This window comes from Acinetobacter sp. P1332 (assembly GCF_044057475.1).
In the GTDB taxonomy this organism is placed as follows: domain Bacteria; phylum Pseudomonadota; class Gammaproteobacteria; order Pseudomonadales; family Moraxellaceae; genus Acinetobacter; species Acinetobacter johnsonii.
Map to the genome: position 1 here is coordinate 1,565,833 of NZ_CP171157.1, position 16,112 is coordinate 1,581,944.

Annotated in this window: 14 protein-coding genes; 10 read left to right on the forward strand and 4 right to left on the reverse strand. The window is 40.7% G+C overall.

Annotated features, from left to right (window positions below; translation table 11 throughout):
* The first annotated feature begins 60 nt into the window (after positions 1–60).
* From ACFN7Z_RS07705 to dnaX, 3 genes are all read left to right on the forward strand, one after another.
* Positions 61–1,305 carry a serine hydrolase gene (locus ACFN7Z_RS07705; protein WP_227557097.1) on the forward strand — a complete coding sequence of 415 codons (1,245 nt, stop codon included), beginning with the start codon at positions 61–63 and terminating at the stop codon, positions 1,303–1,305.
* Between the two features lie 71 nt (positions 1,306–1,376).
* Positions 1,377–1,832, forward strand: a complete 456-nt coding sequence (locus tag ACFN7Z_RS07710; protein WP_159151526.1) for a copper resistance protein NlpE N-terminal domain-containing protein — start codon at positions 1,377–1,379, stop codon at positions 1,830–1,832.
* 260 nt (positions 1,833–2,092) lie between these two features.
* Positions 2,093–4,195 carry a DNA polymerase III subunit gamma/tau gene (gene dnaX / locus ACFN7Z_RS07715; RefSeq protein WP_131230386.1) on the forward strand — a complete coding sequence of 701 codons (2,103 nt, stop codon included), beginning with the start codon at positions 2,093–2,095 and terminating at the stop codon, positions 4,193–4,195.
* Here dnaX and ACFN7Z_RS07720 read toward each other — a convergent pair.
* Complete coding sequence (locus tag ACFN7Z_RS07720; RefSeq protein ID WP_130235068.1) at positions 4,188–4,631, reverse strand: thioesterase family protein; 444 nt, start codon at positions 4,629–4,631, stop codon at positions 4,188–4,190. The genes dnaX and ACFN7Z_RS07720 overlap by 8 nt on opposite strands.
* Positions 4,632–4,683: 52 nt before the next feature.
* Positions 4,684–5,844 (reverse strand): iron-containing alcohol dehydrogenase, encoded by a 1,161-nt coding sequence (locus ACFN7Z_RS07725; protein WP_010326818.1) that lies wholly within the window; start codon positions 5,842–5,844, stop codon positions 4,684–4,686.
* A 114-nt stretch (positions 5,845–5,958) separates the two neighbouring features.
* Here ACFN7Z_RS07725 and ACFN7Z_RS07730 point away from each other — a divergent pair, with 114 nt between their 5' ends.
* Genes ACFN7Z_RS07730 through ACFN7Z_RS07745 form a run of 4 tightly spaced genes read left to right on the forward strand, consistent with a single transcriptional unit; the run spans position 5,959 to position 9,667 of the window.
* Positions 5,959–6,468 (forward strand): low molecular weight protein-tyrosine-phosphatase, encoded by a 510-nt coding sequence (locus tag ACFN7Z_RS07730; RefSeq protein WP_010326817.1) that lies wholly within the window; start codon positions 5,959–5,961, stop codon positions 6,466–6,468.
* Positions 6,469–6,481: 13 nt separating this feature from the next.
* Entirely contained in the window at positions 6,482–7,519 is a 1,038-nt protein-coding gene (murB, locus tag ACFN7Z_RS07735) for a UDP-N-acetylmuramate dehydrogenase (protein WP_010326816.1), read from the forward strand.
* 4 nt (positions 7,520–7,523) lie between these two features.
* A complete protein-coding gene (locus ACFN7Z_RS07740) occupies positions 7,524–8,636 on the forward strand; it encodes a YdcF family protein (RefSeq protein WP_010326815.1) in 1,113 nt (370 codons plus the stop codon).
* The gene (locus ACFN7Z_RS07745) at positions 8,636–9,667 is read left to right on the forward strand and encodes an alpha/beta hydrolase (protein WP_010326814.1); all 1,032 of its coding nucleotides are present in this window, start codon (positions 8,636–8,638) and stop codon (positions 9,665–9,667) included. Before ACFN7Z_RS07740 ends, ACFN7Z_RS07745 begins: the two co-directional genes overlap by 1 nt.
* 58 nt (positions 9,668–9,725) lie before the next feature.
* On the opposite strand, the gene ACFN7Z_RS07750 is transcribed toward ACFN7Z_RS07745, so the two are convergent.
* On the reverse strand, positions 9,726–11,396 hold the full coding sequence (locus ACFN7Z_RS07750) for an FMN-binding glutamate synthase family protein (RefSeq protein ID WP_010326813.1): 1,671 nt from the start codon (positions 11,394–11,396) through the stop codon (positions 9,726–9,728).
* Between the two features lie 298 nt (positions 11,397–11,694).
* Here ACFN7Z_RS07750 and ACFN7Z_RS07755 point away from each other — a divergent pair, with 298 nt between their 5' ends.
* Both ACFN7Z_RS07755 and ACFN7Z_RS07760 read left to right on the forward strand, forming a co-directional pair.
* On the forward strand, positions 11,695–12,381 hold the full coding sequence (locus ACFN7Z_RS07755) for a response regulator transcription factor (RefSeq protein WP_004696942.1): 687 nt from the start codon (positions 11,695–11,697) through the stop codon (positions 12,379–12,381).
* A complete protein-coding gene (locus ACFN7Z_RS07760) occupies positions 12,378–14,276 on the forward strand; it encodes a 7TM diverse intracellular signaling domain-containing protein (RefSeq protein WP_010326812.1) in 1,899 nt (632 codons plus the stop codon). The genes ACFN7Z_RS07755 and ACFN7Z_RS07760 overlap by 4 nt, the downstream gene beginning before the upstream one ends.
* A gap of 26 nt (positions 14,277–14,302) precedes the next feature.
* Here the strand turns inward: ACFN7Z_RS07760 and ACFN7Z_RS07765 are convergent, their stop codons facing one another.
* Positions 14,303–15,469, reverse strand: coding sequence for a cupin domain-containing protein (locus ACFN7Z_RS07765; protein ID WP_010326811.1), 1,167 nt, complete (start codon positions 15,467–15,469; stop codon positions 14,303–14,305).
* Between the two features lie 193 nt (positions 15,470–15,662).
* On the opposite strand from ACFN7Z_RS07765, the gene ACFN7Z_RS07770 reads away from it, so the two are divergent.
* Entirely contained in the window at positions 15,663–16,085 is a 423-nt protein-coding gene (locus ACFN7Z_RS07770) for a hypothetical protein (RefSeq protein ID WP_010326810.1), read from the forward strand.
* Positions 16,086–16,112: the final 27 nt, after the last annotated feature.

Sequence of the window (16,112 nt, forward strand, 5' to 3'; positions counted from 1 at the left end):
GTTTAGATTACACTGGGCTTTTTTATGTCAGCTTAAAAATACAAGGATGTGTAAATGAAAATTTTAAAACAATATTTACAAGCGAATCCGAACCATTACCAAGGCTATGTTGACCCACGTTTTCAAAGTGTTGCCCATCTCTTTAGCCGCTTACAGGATGCTCGTTTAGCATATGGCGGTGCAGCTTGTGTTTTATATTTTCAAGGTGAAAAAGTTGTTGATATCTATACTGGTTTAGCAGCGGTAGATTCTCCTTGGCAGGCCAATACCATGTCGGTGTGTTATTCGACGGGCAAAGGCGTGCTTGCAACCTTGGCGCATATTTTAGTCAGTCAAGGTGTGCTGAGCTACGACCAACCGATTGCGGATTATTGGCCTGAATTTGCCCAAAATGGTAAAGGAAAGATGACGCTAAGACATGTGCTAAGTCATCAAAGCGGATTATTTGATATCCGTAATAACATTGCTGATGCGACAGAAATGTTGGACTGGACGCATATGTTAGACGTATTTGAAAAAGCGCAACCACGTTTTGCAATTGGTCAAGATGCTGCCTATCAACCTTTGTCATTTGGTTGGATTGTCGGTGGTACTTTGGAAAAAGCAACGGGCAAACCTTTAACTGAACTCTTCCAAACCTATTTAGTTGAGCCACTTGAGCTAGATGGGGCTTACTTTGGTGCACCCAGTGCTGAATTAAAACGTATCGCACGACCCATTGTCCGTCCTGTACCTATCCAACCAAATCAAAAAAGTCCAACGAAGGTACGTAAAGTTTCATTGTTTGATAAAGCGATGCAGTGGTCAGGGCAAGATCCACAAGATTTTCAGGATGGCATGATTCCCAAAGGCATGAAAAAGGTCAGCTTTTACCATGATGATGCGATTCAGGCGATCATTCCCGCAGCAAATGGTGTATTTACAGCCAATAGTTTAGCCAAAGTGTATGCGATGATATCTCAAAAAGGGATTTGGAAAGGTCAGCAGTTGATTCGTCCAGATGTGTTTTCTGAGTTGAGTCGAGTGCAATATACCGATCGAGATCGCGTGATGCCGATACCTATGCATTGGCGCTTGGGGTATCACCGTATATTAACCTTAGGAAAAACCGCAGAGCAAGGTTTTGGTCATATGGGCTTTAATGGTTCAGGGGCTTGGGGCGATAGTGAGCGAGGCTTAAGTTTTGCTTATACACATAACTTTGCTACAGGTTCTTTAACTGGGGATTATCGACTTTGGGCTTTGAGCCAAGAAAGTTTACGCTGCGTAGATGCGGTCTTAAAAGGTAAAAAAGGTTGGTTTTGACAGGTCTGAGATTTAGTCATCGTCTAAAATATGTTATGTTCGTCGCGGTTTAGGTTTTGAATATTTGTGACATGAAGGCTCCCATTCTTATCCCGCTGGTTGCTACAGGATTATTGTTAGGTTGTTCCGAGGCGAATCAAACGCAACATGATCAGTCTAAACTTCAAGTGGCAGAACAAAAGCAGATTATTCCTGCGTGGGTTGGGAGTTATCAGGGGACAATGCCGTGTATGGGATGTTTGTCCCGTTGTGAAGACTGTCCGGGTATGGCAGTTGCACTAGAGCTGCATGAAAACATGACTTATACCCTAAAACGAGAAAGTTTGAGTGGCCATAACGAAATCGAAACTTTGACTGGAGCACTTCGTTTTAATGCTCAAGATCAGCACAAGGTAGAGTTAGTGAATATGACAACGCGAAACTTGCTTTATATCGATTTAGAATTTCGTGTTTTAGAAATACGTGAAGATGTGACTGGAAAAAAATATCAAATGCAGAGTGATTTTATTTTAGTGAAACCAGCTTAATTTCCTAAATAGCTGTATTTTAGAAATTCATTTTAATATTTACACCTTTTTACTTTTCCAAAGCTCTCACTTTATTTCAAATCCATAATCTAAATACATAAATAGCTTGAGATAGAGAGTGGGATAAAAATGGAGCTAATGGTTTTTGGATTATTGATCTAAATCAGGTTTATAGCTTAGAAATGCGAGAACGGAGTGAAGTAATTCATTCACTCTTTGGCAAAAAAACAGTATGCTTAGGCCTATAAAAAGGAGCATACATGTATCAGGTACTTGCACGGAAATATCGTCCTCGCAATTTTAATGAGCTAGTGGGGCAAAACCACGTTTCTCGAGCACTAACCAGTGCTTTGGAGCGCGGACGTTTGCACCATGCTTATTTATTTACAGGAACGCGTGGGGTCGGAAAAACCACCATTGCCCGTATTTTGGCGAAGTGCTTGAACTGTGAAACGGGTGTGACTTCGACGCCGTGCGAAGTTTGCCCAACCTGTACCGCCGTGAATGAAGGCCGTTTTATTGATTTAATTGAAATCGATGCGGCATCACGGACTAAAGTTGAAGATACGCGAGAACTTTTAGACAATGTTCCTTATGCGCCGACACAAGGTCGTTTTAAGGTCTATTTAATCGATGAAGTACATATGCTGTCTACGCATTCTTTTAATGCTTTACTCAAAACATTGGAAGAACCACCTGAACATGTGAAATTCCTTTTTGCAACGACAGATCCGCAAAAGCTCCCAATTACCGTGATTTCGCGTTGTTTGCAATTTACATTACGCCCGTTGGCTGTCGATGAAATTACCGAGCATCTGGGGAATATTTTAAATAAAGAAAGCATCCAAGCCGAACAAGATGCGATTTGGCAAATTGCAGAGTCTGCCCAAGGCTCATTACGTGATGCACTTTCTTTGACAGACCAAGCGATTGCTTACGGTCAGGGTGCTATCCAGCACCAAGATGTCAAAGAAATGTTGGGTTTAATCGATCGTACTATTATTTATGATTTGATCCTTGCAATACATCAAAATCAAAAACAATGGGTGAGTGAGTTGCTGATGCAATTCCGCCAGCAAGCACTGGATGTATCTTTAGTTTTGGATCAGCTGATTTCGACTTTACATGAATTGGCATTACTACAATATTTGCCAGAACTTAGTCTTAAATATAGTGCTGAAATTAATAAAAAAATCATGCAATTGTCTCAGCAAATTGCTGCGCAAGACTTGCAACTTTATTACCAAATTGCATGTAAAGGACGTGCTGAATTACAGCTAGCAGTCACGCAAGAGCAAGGCTTTGAAATGTCGGTGCTGCGTATGTTGGCGTTCCGTCCATTACAACCGAATGAAGTGCTGGTGGCTCAGACGAATAGCGCTGTAGTTGAATCCGAATCTGTACAACAAACGGCAATACTGACTTCTGATCCAGAAACGGCTTTGCAGCAAGATGCTCAAACTGTAGATGTTGAAGTAGAATTTGAAGATGCTGCAATAACTCAGAATGCAGAACCTGAGTTTAAGCCTGGACTTGATGATGTCGATCTTTCAGAAAGCGCCGAAGATAATAAACCACCAGTGGATGCATCTCAGCAATCTGATCAAATCGTTTTTGATCCTTCAAGCGATGAAGTGTTGTTTGATTTAGATGAAGCAGACGAATTTAATGCGCAAAGCAATGACGATGAGCCAAATAGTGATGATTTCTTATTTGATGAAATTGTACCGCTAGATATAGAAAGTCAAAATAAAGCATCCGTTGAACCTGTCGCAGTAATAGCTGAACCTGCTGTGCAAGCGGAGTCGTTTGATTTAGCAAGTGGAGTACTTTCTGCTGATAGCGTACAGGACACCCAAGTTGTGGAAAATGAAAGCCAGCAAACTGTTGCTGCTATTGTAGAGTCTGTTCAACCTGAACAGGTTTCATCTGCATCAGTCGATTTAATGCCGCAAGATATTTTACAACTACAACCGCAGCAGTTAGTCGGTGAGTGGACGGTGGAGAAGTGGGAGTACTGGTTCAGAAGCAGTGGCTTATCACCCGCGGTACAAGAGCTGGCTCAGCAAGGTTTAATGGCTGGGCAAATTAATGCCGAGTCTGTGTTTATGATTCCGCAGCGTTATGAGCAACTCCTCACCCAATTACGTCATGTTTTGGAAGATGCGCTCAAAGCTGAATGGCCTCAGACGCGTTTTGATGTGAAATATGCAGAAGTTGAAACGATTACGCCGTACACCATGCAGGCGCAGCGCAAGCAAAAAGCATTTCAACGTGCGCATGAATTACTACAAAACGAAGACACGGTCAAAGGTCTTGTACAAACTTTTGATGGTGAATTACACAATATTCAACTTAAGTAATGTCATGGCTTAAGTAGTGGTGCAAAGCACTCCGCATTTCAGAGGGAATCGGTGTGCTTTTTCGTGTTTCACGGTCTATAAAGACATGAACAAAATGTCCTTGAGCTGAAGCAGTTTCTTGACCAAATTTGAAAATGGCAAGTTCGTATGTGAGTGAAGAGTTCCCTATTTTGGAAATAGTCACACCAACATCAATAATCTCAGGATAAGACAACTCATGTAAGAAACTGCATGCTGAGTCGACCACTAAACCAATAATAGGGGATTGGTGAATATTAAAATTTGCTTTTTCAATCAGTAAGGCATTTGCGGCAGTATCAAAATAACTATAGTAGGTGACGTTGTTGACATGGCCATAGAGGTCATTGTCCGACCAACGTGTTTGAATCGGTAGAAAATAATGAAATTGATCACGTGTCTTTGCAGCTTGTCTCATCGATATCATCCTTAAAAATCATCTTATAAGTAGCCTAAGTTAATTATATGGCTTAGCTGTAAATGGCTTGATAAATTTCGCGTGCCTGTTGCCACTCTAGTTCTCTTGGGTTGTTTTGTAGTAGGCGTGTTTGCAACATGGCATCGGTTGCAAGCTGATCTAGACTGTGTTCAGAAACATTTAATTCTTTGAGTTTTAAGGTTAAACCACTGCGGTCTAAATGGTTTTGCATATGATCGACGAAAAGATCAGAAAGACCATCGGTACAGCCTGTACTTTTTGGGTCGAGCCAGCAGATCAGTTCCGCATAATGTTGCTTAGCTTGGGGGAGGTTAAACTTTAAAACCTCTGTCAGCACTAAGGCATTACTGTGTCCATGAGAAATGTGAAAATGTCCACCCAATGGATAAGCCAGCGCATGAACAGCACCTACTGGGGCATTGGCAAAGGCTTGTCCTGCCAACATCGAACCGACTAACATATTTTGTCGAGCTTCTAAATTTCGACCATCTTCTAGCACCAAGTTGAGGTTTTGATTCAGCAGTTTTAAAGCCTGTTTTGCTAACATGTCTGCATAGGGGTTTTTCTTGATTTTAGAGGTATAGGCTTCAATCGCATGTACCATCGCGTCAATGCCTGTGGCAGCACTAATATGACGCGGCAGGTTTTCAGTAAATGTCGCATCCAAAATCGCTACATCGGCAAAAAGAACGGGTGCTACGATGCCAGTCTTTGTCGTTTCACCTGTGGTAACGATCGAAATTGGTGTGACCTCAGAGCCTGTCCCTGCAGTGGTAGGGACTAAAATTAAGGGTAGACGAGGTGCTTGGGCATTATTCACCCCATAAAGATCTGATAACTTTTGCTGCTGTGCAGGATGGCTGAGGATGGCAATAATTTTTGCAACATCCATAGAGCTGCCGCCACCAAAACCTAAAACGATATCTACCTTTTGCTGTTTGGCATAATCAACCGCATTTAAAACAATTTGTTCACTCGGATCTGCTTCAACCTCACTGTAAATACTGTAAGTGAGTGAGAGATCTTCTAAAATTTCTAAGATGGGAAGGTGAAGCTGATGCTTTAACATGCCTGCATCTGTAACCAATAACAGATGTTGATAAGGGCGTGCTGTTAAAATTTCTCTGAGCTGTTGAATGCTGCCTAAGCCTGAAATAATATTCGGCACAGTTTGAAATTGAAATTGGTTCATAACAGCATCCTTTTTTATATCTTATCCAACAATATTGTTTTGTACTTCTATAGGATTCATCCTCTAAATAACTTAACATAAGACACTTGAAAATAAAGCTGTTTCGAGGTGGTTATGTCATTCACAGCGCCCTATAAGGTGTTATGTGTCTGTTTAGGAAATATTTGTCGTTCTCCCACGGCAGAAGTAGTTCTCAGACATTTTTGTGATGCACATCAGCTCAACATCGAAATCGATTCGGCGGGAACCAGTAATTACCATCCCAACAAAGCACCTGACTTGCGTAGTCAAGAACATGCTTTAAAACGGGGCTATGATTTATCCAGTTTACGCGCACGACAGTTGCAGACCCGTGATTTTGTCCATTTCGATTTAATTTTGGCGATGGACTACAATAATTTTGACGATATTCAAGCGTTGTATCAAACAGCGCAAATTGAATTTGGTGCTCAACCTCTCCGCGCTAAAGTTGCACTGATGTCTGAACATGATGCGCAGTATCCGCAGCAAGCATTACCTGATCCTTACTATGGTGGCTTTGATGGTTTTGAACGTGTTATTGACCAATGTGAGTCAAGCAGCCAAGCGTGGGTCAGTATTTTTAAACAACAATTTGAACAGTAATTAAGGTTCGTGCATGCAAATCGAAACACAAAAACAGCTTAAACCTTTTAATACGTTAAGCTTAAATGCGATAGCCTCTCATTATGTTCAAATTCACAGTCCAGATGAGCTTGTAGAAGCATTGGATTATGCACAGCAACACGCTTTGAATGTCATGATTCTATCTGGTGGAAGTAATATGCTGCTTCCTGCACAAATTAATGCTTTGGTTGTGCATATGAACATTCTAGGCGTAGAAAACCTGTCTGAAGATGCAACTACCAAAACTATACGGGTCGGTGCGGGTCAAGTTTGGCATGACTTTGTGCTTTGGACGACAGAACACCATTTATTTGGCTTACAGAATTTGGCGTTGATTCCAGGCCTCGTGGGTGCATCTCCTGTACAAAATATTGGGGCTTATGGTGTAGAGGTCGGTGAGTTCATCGAAAGCGTGCAAGTCTATGACCGACAGTTGAAAACATTTAGCGATATTCAAGCTAAAGACTGTGCATTTAGTTATCGTCATAGTATTTTTAAAGATGATCCAAATCGCTATGTGATTACGCATGTGACCTTCAAGTTGTTGAAAAAAGAAGATTTGAAAATTAGCTATGGTGACTTAAAACAAGCCGTAGGTGATGAGCTAACAGCTTTTAATTTACAACAACAAGTGATTCAGATTCGTCAAAGTAAACTGCCTGATCCGAAAGAATTTCCAAATGTAGGTAGTTTTTTTAAAAATCCAATTATTAGTCAGCAAACTTATGACCTTTTAGCCGAACAATTTGAAAAATTGCCACATTATCCGCAGCCGAATGGTGATGTTAAAATTGCAGCAGGTTGGTTGATTGATCAATCAGGCTGGAAAGGTAAGCAGCTTGGTGTGGTCGGGATGTTTGCCAAACAAGCCTTGGTTTTAGTGAATTATGCCAATGCAGATTTGAACGATGTACAGAGCACATACCGTGCAGTACAGCAGGATGTGTATAATAAATTTAAAGTTTTGTTGGAACCTGAGCCTGTGCTATTTAATTCAGCGGGTCTCATCCAATCTTATCAGGATCGTTAAAAGTATGAGTAAAACCCATAAAATGGTACGTTTAATGCAAATCACTTCGGTGCTGTTTGCATTTTTCGGCTGTTTAATGATTTTTATTTATACGCCTTTTTATTCTAAGCTGATTGTGGCGACATTGAATACCTTTGTCCCTGTAGACGTCAATGAAGTTGCAGCACAAAGTCAAAAAATGGCGGCACTCAGTGAGCAAGAAAGCTTAGAACCGGGCTCTGATTTGTGGATTGCCCGTCAAGCGTACTTACAGTTGATGGAAGAGCAAATCAAAGAACATAATTCGCAAAACCTAACCACGATTCAGGCACGTTATAAAGCACTACAACAGTTAATTATTTCTGAACAGCGTGAAGAGCAAGAAAAAGAGCAAAAGCCTCAAATTCCTTTGGTGATTGAGACAGCAAGTTCTGAGGTTGACCCGACTGAAAATGTCAAAGAACTGCTAGAGCTGAATAGCAAAGAAAATAAAGCCTTGATGGAAAATTATCTCGACTTTTTAAAAACGCATAAAGTAGAGACTGTAGAGGAAGAGCCGATAGATGAACAAATCTATCAGGACATCGCACAAATACATGCACAAAATGAAGAGAGAAAAGCGGCATTAAACATGCCGAATGCCATAGTCGTTTTGGGTGGTGGATTAACTTTAGATAAAAACCGTAAAGATATTGTGGTGAATGAATATACGCGACTACGTCTTGAAACCACATTGCAGGTCGAAAAACAGTTCAAGCTGCCCATTGTGCTTAGCGGTGTCGAAGCCCCGTATATGCAAAAATGGTTAAAGGCACGTGGAGTCGATGCGAAACTATTGGAAGATCGTAGTATGAATACCTGCGAAAACTCGCGCTTTAGCTCTTTGCTGTTGCAGAAAAAAGGTGGTGCGCCTAGAGTGATTTTAATTACAGATCAATATCATATGCCACGTACACGCCGTTTATTTGCTTTAAATGGTATCGAAACACAGCCCATTGAGGCGCCTATGCCGACTCAATTAACCCAATGGCGTCCAAGTGAACAAAATTATGATCATAGTCGCCGTGCCAATTATGAAATGCTCGCAACGATACGCGATGTACTGTTGGGTTCGAGTGACTGTAGGGAGATTCCATAATGCCTGAACTTCCTTTTTTAAATCCATCTGTACTCAAACAGCTTGAACTTCCTGTGCCGAGTCGTGAGACGACACCACAGCTTCTAATGCCTTTGAATCTAAACCAGCCGTATGAGGCATCGGTGGAGATGGTGTCTTATCGTCGTTTATATGGTTTAGACGCATTGGACTGTGACCACTGGCAAGGTTATGTTCAAATGCCTTTGTTTAAGCTGCATGTCCAAGTTTTTGCACCAAAAATCGAAAAAATTAAAGGTACAGTCTGTCTGTTGCATGGTTATTTAGAGCATAGCGGAATTTACCAACCCATTATTAAAGAACTACTTGACCAAGGCTTTAGTGTACTGACCTATGATCTTCCAGGGCATGGACTCAGTGATGGATCACCCGCGAATATCCAAAATTTTGATCATTATCAAGATGTGTTACATGCTGTGGTGCGCTATGTCAAACATGCAGAACAGCTACCGCAACCGTGGCTAGGCATAGGGCAGAGCACGGGTGGTGCGATTTTGATGCATCATTTGCTTGAGTTTGCCGAACGCCGTGAAAACCCTTATGTGCAACGTGTTTTGTTGTTGTCGCCACTCATTCGGCCTGCAAAATCCGCTTGGTGGCATAACTCGGTTGGATTAGGCATTATTCGTCGGATTAAACGCCAAGTACCGCGTCATTTTAGGCGGAATAACCATAACCCTGAGTTCTTACGTTTTGTCCGTTTAAAAGATCCGTTACAACCTCGCATGATGGGTATGGACTGGATTTTGGCTATGTCCAAATGGATGTTGGAAATGGAGCAACGCCCAGCCTGTCGCATTCCTGTCTGGTTAGCTCAAGGTGCGCTGGATCAGACGGTAGACTGGCGTTATAACATTGAGTTTATTCGTGAAAAGTTCCGCTTACAAACTTTATTGATGTTGGAGGAAGGTTCGCATCAATTGATCAATGAACGTTCGGATATTCGTGCGGCCTTAACAGGACTAATCCCAGCCTTTTTACATGCACAGGGTTCATCAAGTGGATATTACTAACATTCTGTGATTTCTGTTATCGAAAATAAAAAGGAGGCTAATAGAGCCTCCTTTTTATTTAGAAATGTTCTAATTTGGACATATTCCACATACGGAAATAGAAGTTCTCTTCATCTTTATTTTCACAAGACAGCAGCTCACCATCTTTTAACCAAAAATGTAGCTGCGCATAGTTTCGAATTTCTCGGTCATTAATGCGCTGCGCTAAATGGCGCGCTTTAATTTCTGCTGGATGTTTTAAGCCCGCTGAAGCAATCATTTCTGAAAGTGCCTTTAATGTGTTGTCATGAAAATGCAGCACGCGTTCGGCTTTGGTGGGCACATGTAGTGCTTTTTGACGCTCTTTGTCTTGTGTCGCAACACCGACTGGGCATTGGTTGGTATGACAACTTTGCGCTTGAATGCAGCCCACTGCGAACATAAATCCTCGTGCAGAATTGACCCAATCTGCACCAATTGCCATGGTACTAGCAATATCAAAGGCACTAACCAATTTGCCACTGGCACCAATTTTGATCTGATCACGTAAACCCGCACCGACCAGTGTGTTGTGTACGAAAAGTAAGCCTTCACGTAGTGGTACGCCCATATTGTCTATCAGTTCGATAGGTGCTGCACCTGTACCGCCTTCGGAACCATCTACAACAATAAAATCAGGAATAATTTGAGTATGTAGCATGGCCTTAACAATACTCATAAACTGCCAAGGCTGACCAATACACAGCTTGAAACCGACTGGTTTACCTTCAGATAACTCACGCAGTTTTTGAATAAAATGCATCATCTGAATTGGCGTTTTGAAGGCAGAGTGACTCGAGGGAGAAACACAGTCATGATCGCGACTGACGCCACGTATTTCAGCAATCTCTTCAGAAATTTTATCTTTCGGTAGAATCCCGCCATGACCGGGTTTTGCTCCCTGAGAGAGCTTGATTTCGATCATTTTGACTTGAGGTCGTTTGGCTTGAACGGCAAATTTTTCAGGGTCAAATTGGCCATCTAGAGTACGGCAGCCAAAATAACCACTGCCTAACTCCCAAACAATATCGCCTCCATACTCAAGATGGTACGGACTTAAACTGCCTTCGCCAGTATCATGGTAAAAACCACCCATTTGCGCTCCTTTGTTTAAAGCGCGAATGGCATTGGCACTCAGGCTGCCAAAACTCATGGCTGAAATATTGAAAATAGAAGCACTATAAGGTTGTGAACATTGCGAATTGCCCACCAAAATACGGAAGGTTTTAGGGTCAGCAGGTGTGCATGGGCTCAGTGAATGAGTCATGAAGCGGTAGTTGTCTGCATAGACATCGATAATGGAGCCGAAGGGTTTATCTGCATTTTGGTTTTTTGCACGTTGATAGACCAAACTGCGTTGCATACGCGAAAAAGGCAGTGCGTCTTGATCGGCCTCAATAAAATACTGGCGAATTTCAGGGCGAAAATCTTCAAAAATAAAACGAAAATGCCCCATAATCGGGTAGTTCTTTAAGATCGAATGTTTATTTTGTAAAACATCATGCAAGCCAACAAGACTCAGTAAACCTGTTATCAGCCAAATACTGTTTAGTAAAGTGTCTGAAATAAAATAATTAATATAGATGGGGGTATGACTATAATGAAAAAAAGAAATGCTCAAAAAAATAAAAATACACAGTAGCCAAATGGAGTGCCGTGAAAAAAAAGTATTGAGTAATTTATGACGTATGGATTGAGCAGGGCTAGACATATGGCTGGGCATCCTTCCAGATTGTTTAAACCTAATGTGCCAAGTCTCTGTTTCATCTACAAGTAATAAATTGTTGTTACGCCCGTTATTATTTGCTGTGGGAATCCAATATTAAAATTATGGATAAATTTTATACAGATTGATATCTTTCAGAATTTAAAGTATATAAAATGAATATGAATAAGCGCTTATTGTTCAAAAGAAAAAATTATAAATTACTTACTTCTAGGGATAGGTTAGGCCAAGTTTGCATCGGTATAGTGTGGTTGAAGAATGATAAGAAAGAGGGGAAGCTTCAGTGAAAAATAAGGAAACTGTTTTGCCTGCACCTGTTTTAATCGTGGAAGATGAAGCCATGATTCGCTCGCGCCTAGATCTGATCCTGTCGGAACTGGGCTATAGTCAAGATATGCTGATTTTTGCTAAAAATTTAGCTGAAGCCATGCAAATTATTGCATCACAACCGATTTCTTTAGCTTTAGTTGATTTAGGGTTGCCTGATGGAAATGGCATCACCTTAATTGAAAAACTTAGAGAGATAGACGAAAGCGCCTTAATTTTGGTGATTTCTGCATGGAGTACACAGCAAAGTTTATTTGCCTCAATTAAGGCAGGAGCAAATGGCTATGTATTGAAAGAACGTGATGATGCCGAAGTGCTGATGTCCATACGGAGTATTTTGCGCGGCGGAGCGCCAATTGATCCCTTTATTGCTCGCGAAATTTTAAATCAAATCTCAACCTCAAATACCCCCCAAACTGAGCGTGTAGAGCAGTTGGATGGTCAGGACTATGATCAACTGACCAATCGAGAAACTGAAATTCTCAATTTGGTGGCACAAGGCCTGAGTAACCGCGAAATTGCTGAGCAATTATTTGTTTCGCGCTATACCGTTGAAAGCCATATTAAGCATATTTACCGCAAGCTTTCTGTTTCAAAAAGAACCAAAGCAGTCAGCACTGCGCGTTCTTTAGGTATTTTATGAGAAATGGCTGGCTGAGCATTTTTGTCACACTGTGTTTGTGTGTGCTTAGTTTTGCCAGTTCCGCACAAACCAACTTTGCTGTTAGTCCAACTTGTAAAGTGAATGTCGATAAAATTTCTGCGGTGAAAACAAGTTCTATCGATGTTGTTCCGAAGACGGGATGGGTAGAGGTCAAAAACCCTGACGTGTGGACAGAACGCTGGCCACATTACGATGGCGGCGTTTGGTACCATTTTAATTGGCATTGGAGTTGTAACGACAGTAATGAACTGAAGCAGCCTTTAGCATTTTCTGTGGAAGGCATGAGTAGTGCAGGCGCTGTTTTTTTTAATCGAAACCTGCTTTGGAAAGATAAGCATTTAGTTGAACCCCTATCAAAAAGCTGGAATACTCCGCGTTTTTGGATCCTTCCTGTCGAAAGCTTAAAACAAAAAAACAATGACATTTGGGTGTATGTGGTTGGTAATAGTTATGAAAGTCCGGGTTTAGGCAAACTAGAATTTTCTGATATCACAACAGCATATGATAAACAACAAAAAAGAATTTGGAACAAGAGAGCACTGTTTCAAGTCAATTTAGTCATTTCCACCACCTTAGGTTTGGTGTGCTTTGTCATTTGGTTTTTTAGACGCAATGAAACGACATTTCTGTGGTTTTCTGTTAGCTGTTTGTTTTGGGTCTTGTTTATTTGGAATGTCATCAACCGAGAAGTGTTTCCTTATCCAAACTCCCTGTGGGTCATGAAAACTAACCTGACTTTTTTTGTTTTATACAATGTTTGCTTTTGCATTTACCTGCTGCGTTTTGTAAGAACAAAGTTTGCTGAGTTAGAAAAAACCTTATTTTTAGTTGCTGCGGTGTGTATTGTTACCATCTTATTTATCCCGAGCTTGATGGTTAATATCGTAACTGCGGTGATTTTCTTATTGTGCATTGTGCTCTTTATCGTATCATTCTTTTTTGTGATTTATCGTGCTTATAAAACGAAGCGCCCTGATTATATTTTATTGGCTGTTTGTTTAAGCGTGATTCTTATAGTTATGCTTTACGATATTTCACTACTTTTTGATGGGCATATTAATGACCATCAGCCTTTGTCGCCGTATACCTCACCGGTGATCACTTTTTTTATTGTGATTATTCTCGCAACACGGTTAGATAAAAATATCAAAAAAATACAAAGATTTAATAGTGAACTTGAGCAACGAGTGAGCTTTGTGACCAGTAACCTGTCCTCTAGTTTATATGCTCGACACCAATTAGAGCTTGAAAATGTCCGCTTACAAGAGCGTATTCATTTAGCACATGATTTGCACGATGGTTTGGGTGCATCTTTGGTTCGTTCCATGATTTTGGTGGATCAGAGCTCCAGCACCATGTCGAATCAACAATTTTTATCCATCCTCAAATTGCTTCGAGATGATTTAAGACAAATTATTGACAGCGGGTCTTTAACCAATAACAAAACGCCAGATAATCCTGTGTTATGGATTGCTCCTGTTCGGCATCGGTTTAGTCAGATCATGGATGAGTTGGACATTGAGGCGACTTGGAGCATTCCAGAGGCATGGGAAATACAACCGACAGCACTACAATGTTTGACTTTAATTCGTGTGCTTGAAGAAAGTTTGACCAATATTATGAAGCACAGCCAAGCACGGCATATTGATGTAAAAATGTATTATCCAAGTACAACTCACTTGGTCATGATTATTCAGGATGATGGCGTAGGTTTTAATGTGGAGTGTGTGCTTAACCACGGGATGGGCATTGGTATGCGCAGTATGAAAATGCGTTTAGAAAAAATTGGTGCTGAGCTCAATATCGAATCAGAAAAAGGCTGTACCAAAATTATTGCCAGTTTAAGGTTTGGTGAGGGAGAAAGTGCTGAGTAGATTAGATTCCTCAGCACTTGGTTTGCTTAAGCTTCGTCAGGTGGGAGTAGCATTAAGACGGATTCGTTCATCAGCATTGCAATGTCTTCTAGAATATCGGCATCATATAAGCTTTCATCAAGTAACAGTGCTTCACCATCTGCTAAATTCTTGAGTAATGGTGCAAATTGCTCCGAAATGCATAGCCCTTCACCGTTGGCCCAAAATAAGAATTCATCTTCATCGTGAGTATAAAGTAGGCGAGAAGCAGGTTCTAAGATCAGCTGATAGCCTTGGTCTAAAATACCTTCTAAATCTCCTGTGCCAATTTCTTCAGCTTCAGGAATATTTTCAGGGTATTTCGGCTCTGACATCAAGGTCATAATAGCATCTTCAAGTAAAGTTGAGTTTTGCAGCTGAGCCAAAATTTCTGCCTTTAAATAATCCAATTCGTTTTGTGTTAATTGACCGATCGGACTTTGTTGGTCACGAACAATATCGAGTAAAGGATTACGTAGCAGAGCGTTATCAGACAGTTTGTCGCCTACACGGTCTACCATGTCGGTGACGTTTGGCATACGGAAGCCAAAAGAGAAAGTCAGGCAGTCATCTTCGGCTACACCAAAATGTGATAAACTTGGTGGTACATAAAGTAGATCACCTGGTGCTAATACTTCGTCAAAATGTACGTCAATTTCAGGTAGTAATTTTAAAGGTTGGCCTGCAACAATCTCAGATTCAGCATCGCACATTTGACCCAATTGCCAACGACGGTGTCCATAACCTTGAACTAAAAAGACATCGTAAAAGTCAAAATGCTTTCCGACAGAGCCACCTTTAGGCGCATAAGACACCATGATGTCATCACGGCGCCACTGCGGAATAAAAGGAAATTTTTTCCACAGTGCTGCTAAGTCAAAAGAGTAGTGATCTACGGCTTGAACCAATAAAGTCCAGAGTTTTGGCATCTTTTGGAAATCAGCTTTTAACAGCGGTGAAGACTTTACCGACCACTGATTTGGGTCACGGTCTTTTTGTTTGATGAGACGAGCTGTGACATTTTCATCTAAAGCCAGTTCCATAATATCGCTAGGTTCTAAAATATTGATAATTTCAGGCAGCGCGTTACGGACCAGTAATGGCTTTTTTTGCCAATATTCGGCAAGGAATTGTTCAGCTGTAATACCGCCAAGAACATCAAGAGATTGGGACATGAAAATAGCCTAAGCAAATTTAAAACAATATTGTGACTATTGTCTTATGATCGAAGGCCTATGTGCAAGTATCGTTAGATTTATTTAAATGCGCTTGGTTGATTTAAATAAATTGAGTTTGTCTGAGTCGTTATGATTGCAGGCATCAAAATTTTTACAGCATAATTGGTCTAAAATATAGTGAAGAAAAATAATGTTAAGTAAAGAAGATGCCGAGAAAATGGCGAATGAGATATTGCAAAAAGAAAGAGAGAAAAGTCAGTCCAAATTAGCGAAAAAATCATCCTCAATCGATAGGATATACAAAACAAAAGATTTGGCTAAGGTGCCGCAATATCAGCATATCTTACTTTTTAGACAAGCCAAAAGTCTCGCTGAAGATCATCCGCTATATAATAAAATGTGGTATGGCTATTTGGTATTGGCATTGTTATTTGTCAAATATCTCTTTAGACAGAGGGAAAGTGTGAGTAGCTTTGACCCTAATAATATTGGTCTATTTTCCTTTCTTATTCTTTTTATGCTGATTACGCTGTACCGTAGTCTATTAATTCGAATGTATTTTAAACGACTCATTCAAGCTTATCTCTCAGTAAATTCGTCTAAAAATCTTTGAGCGATTGGTCATATATTAATATTTATG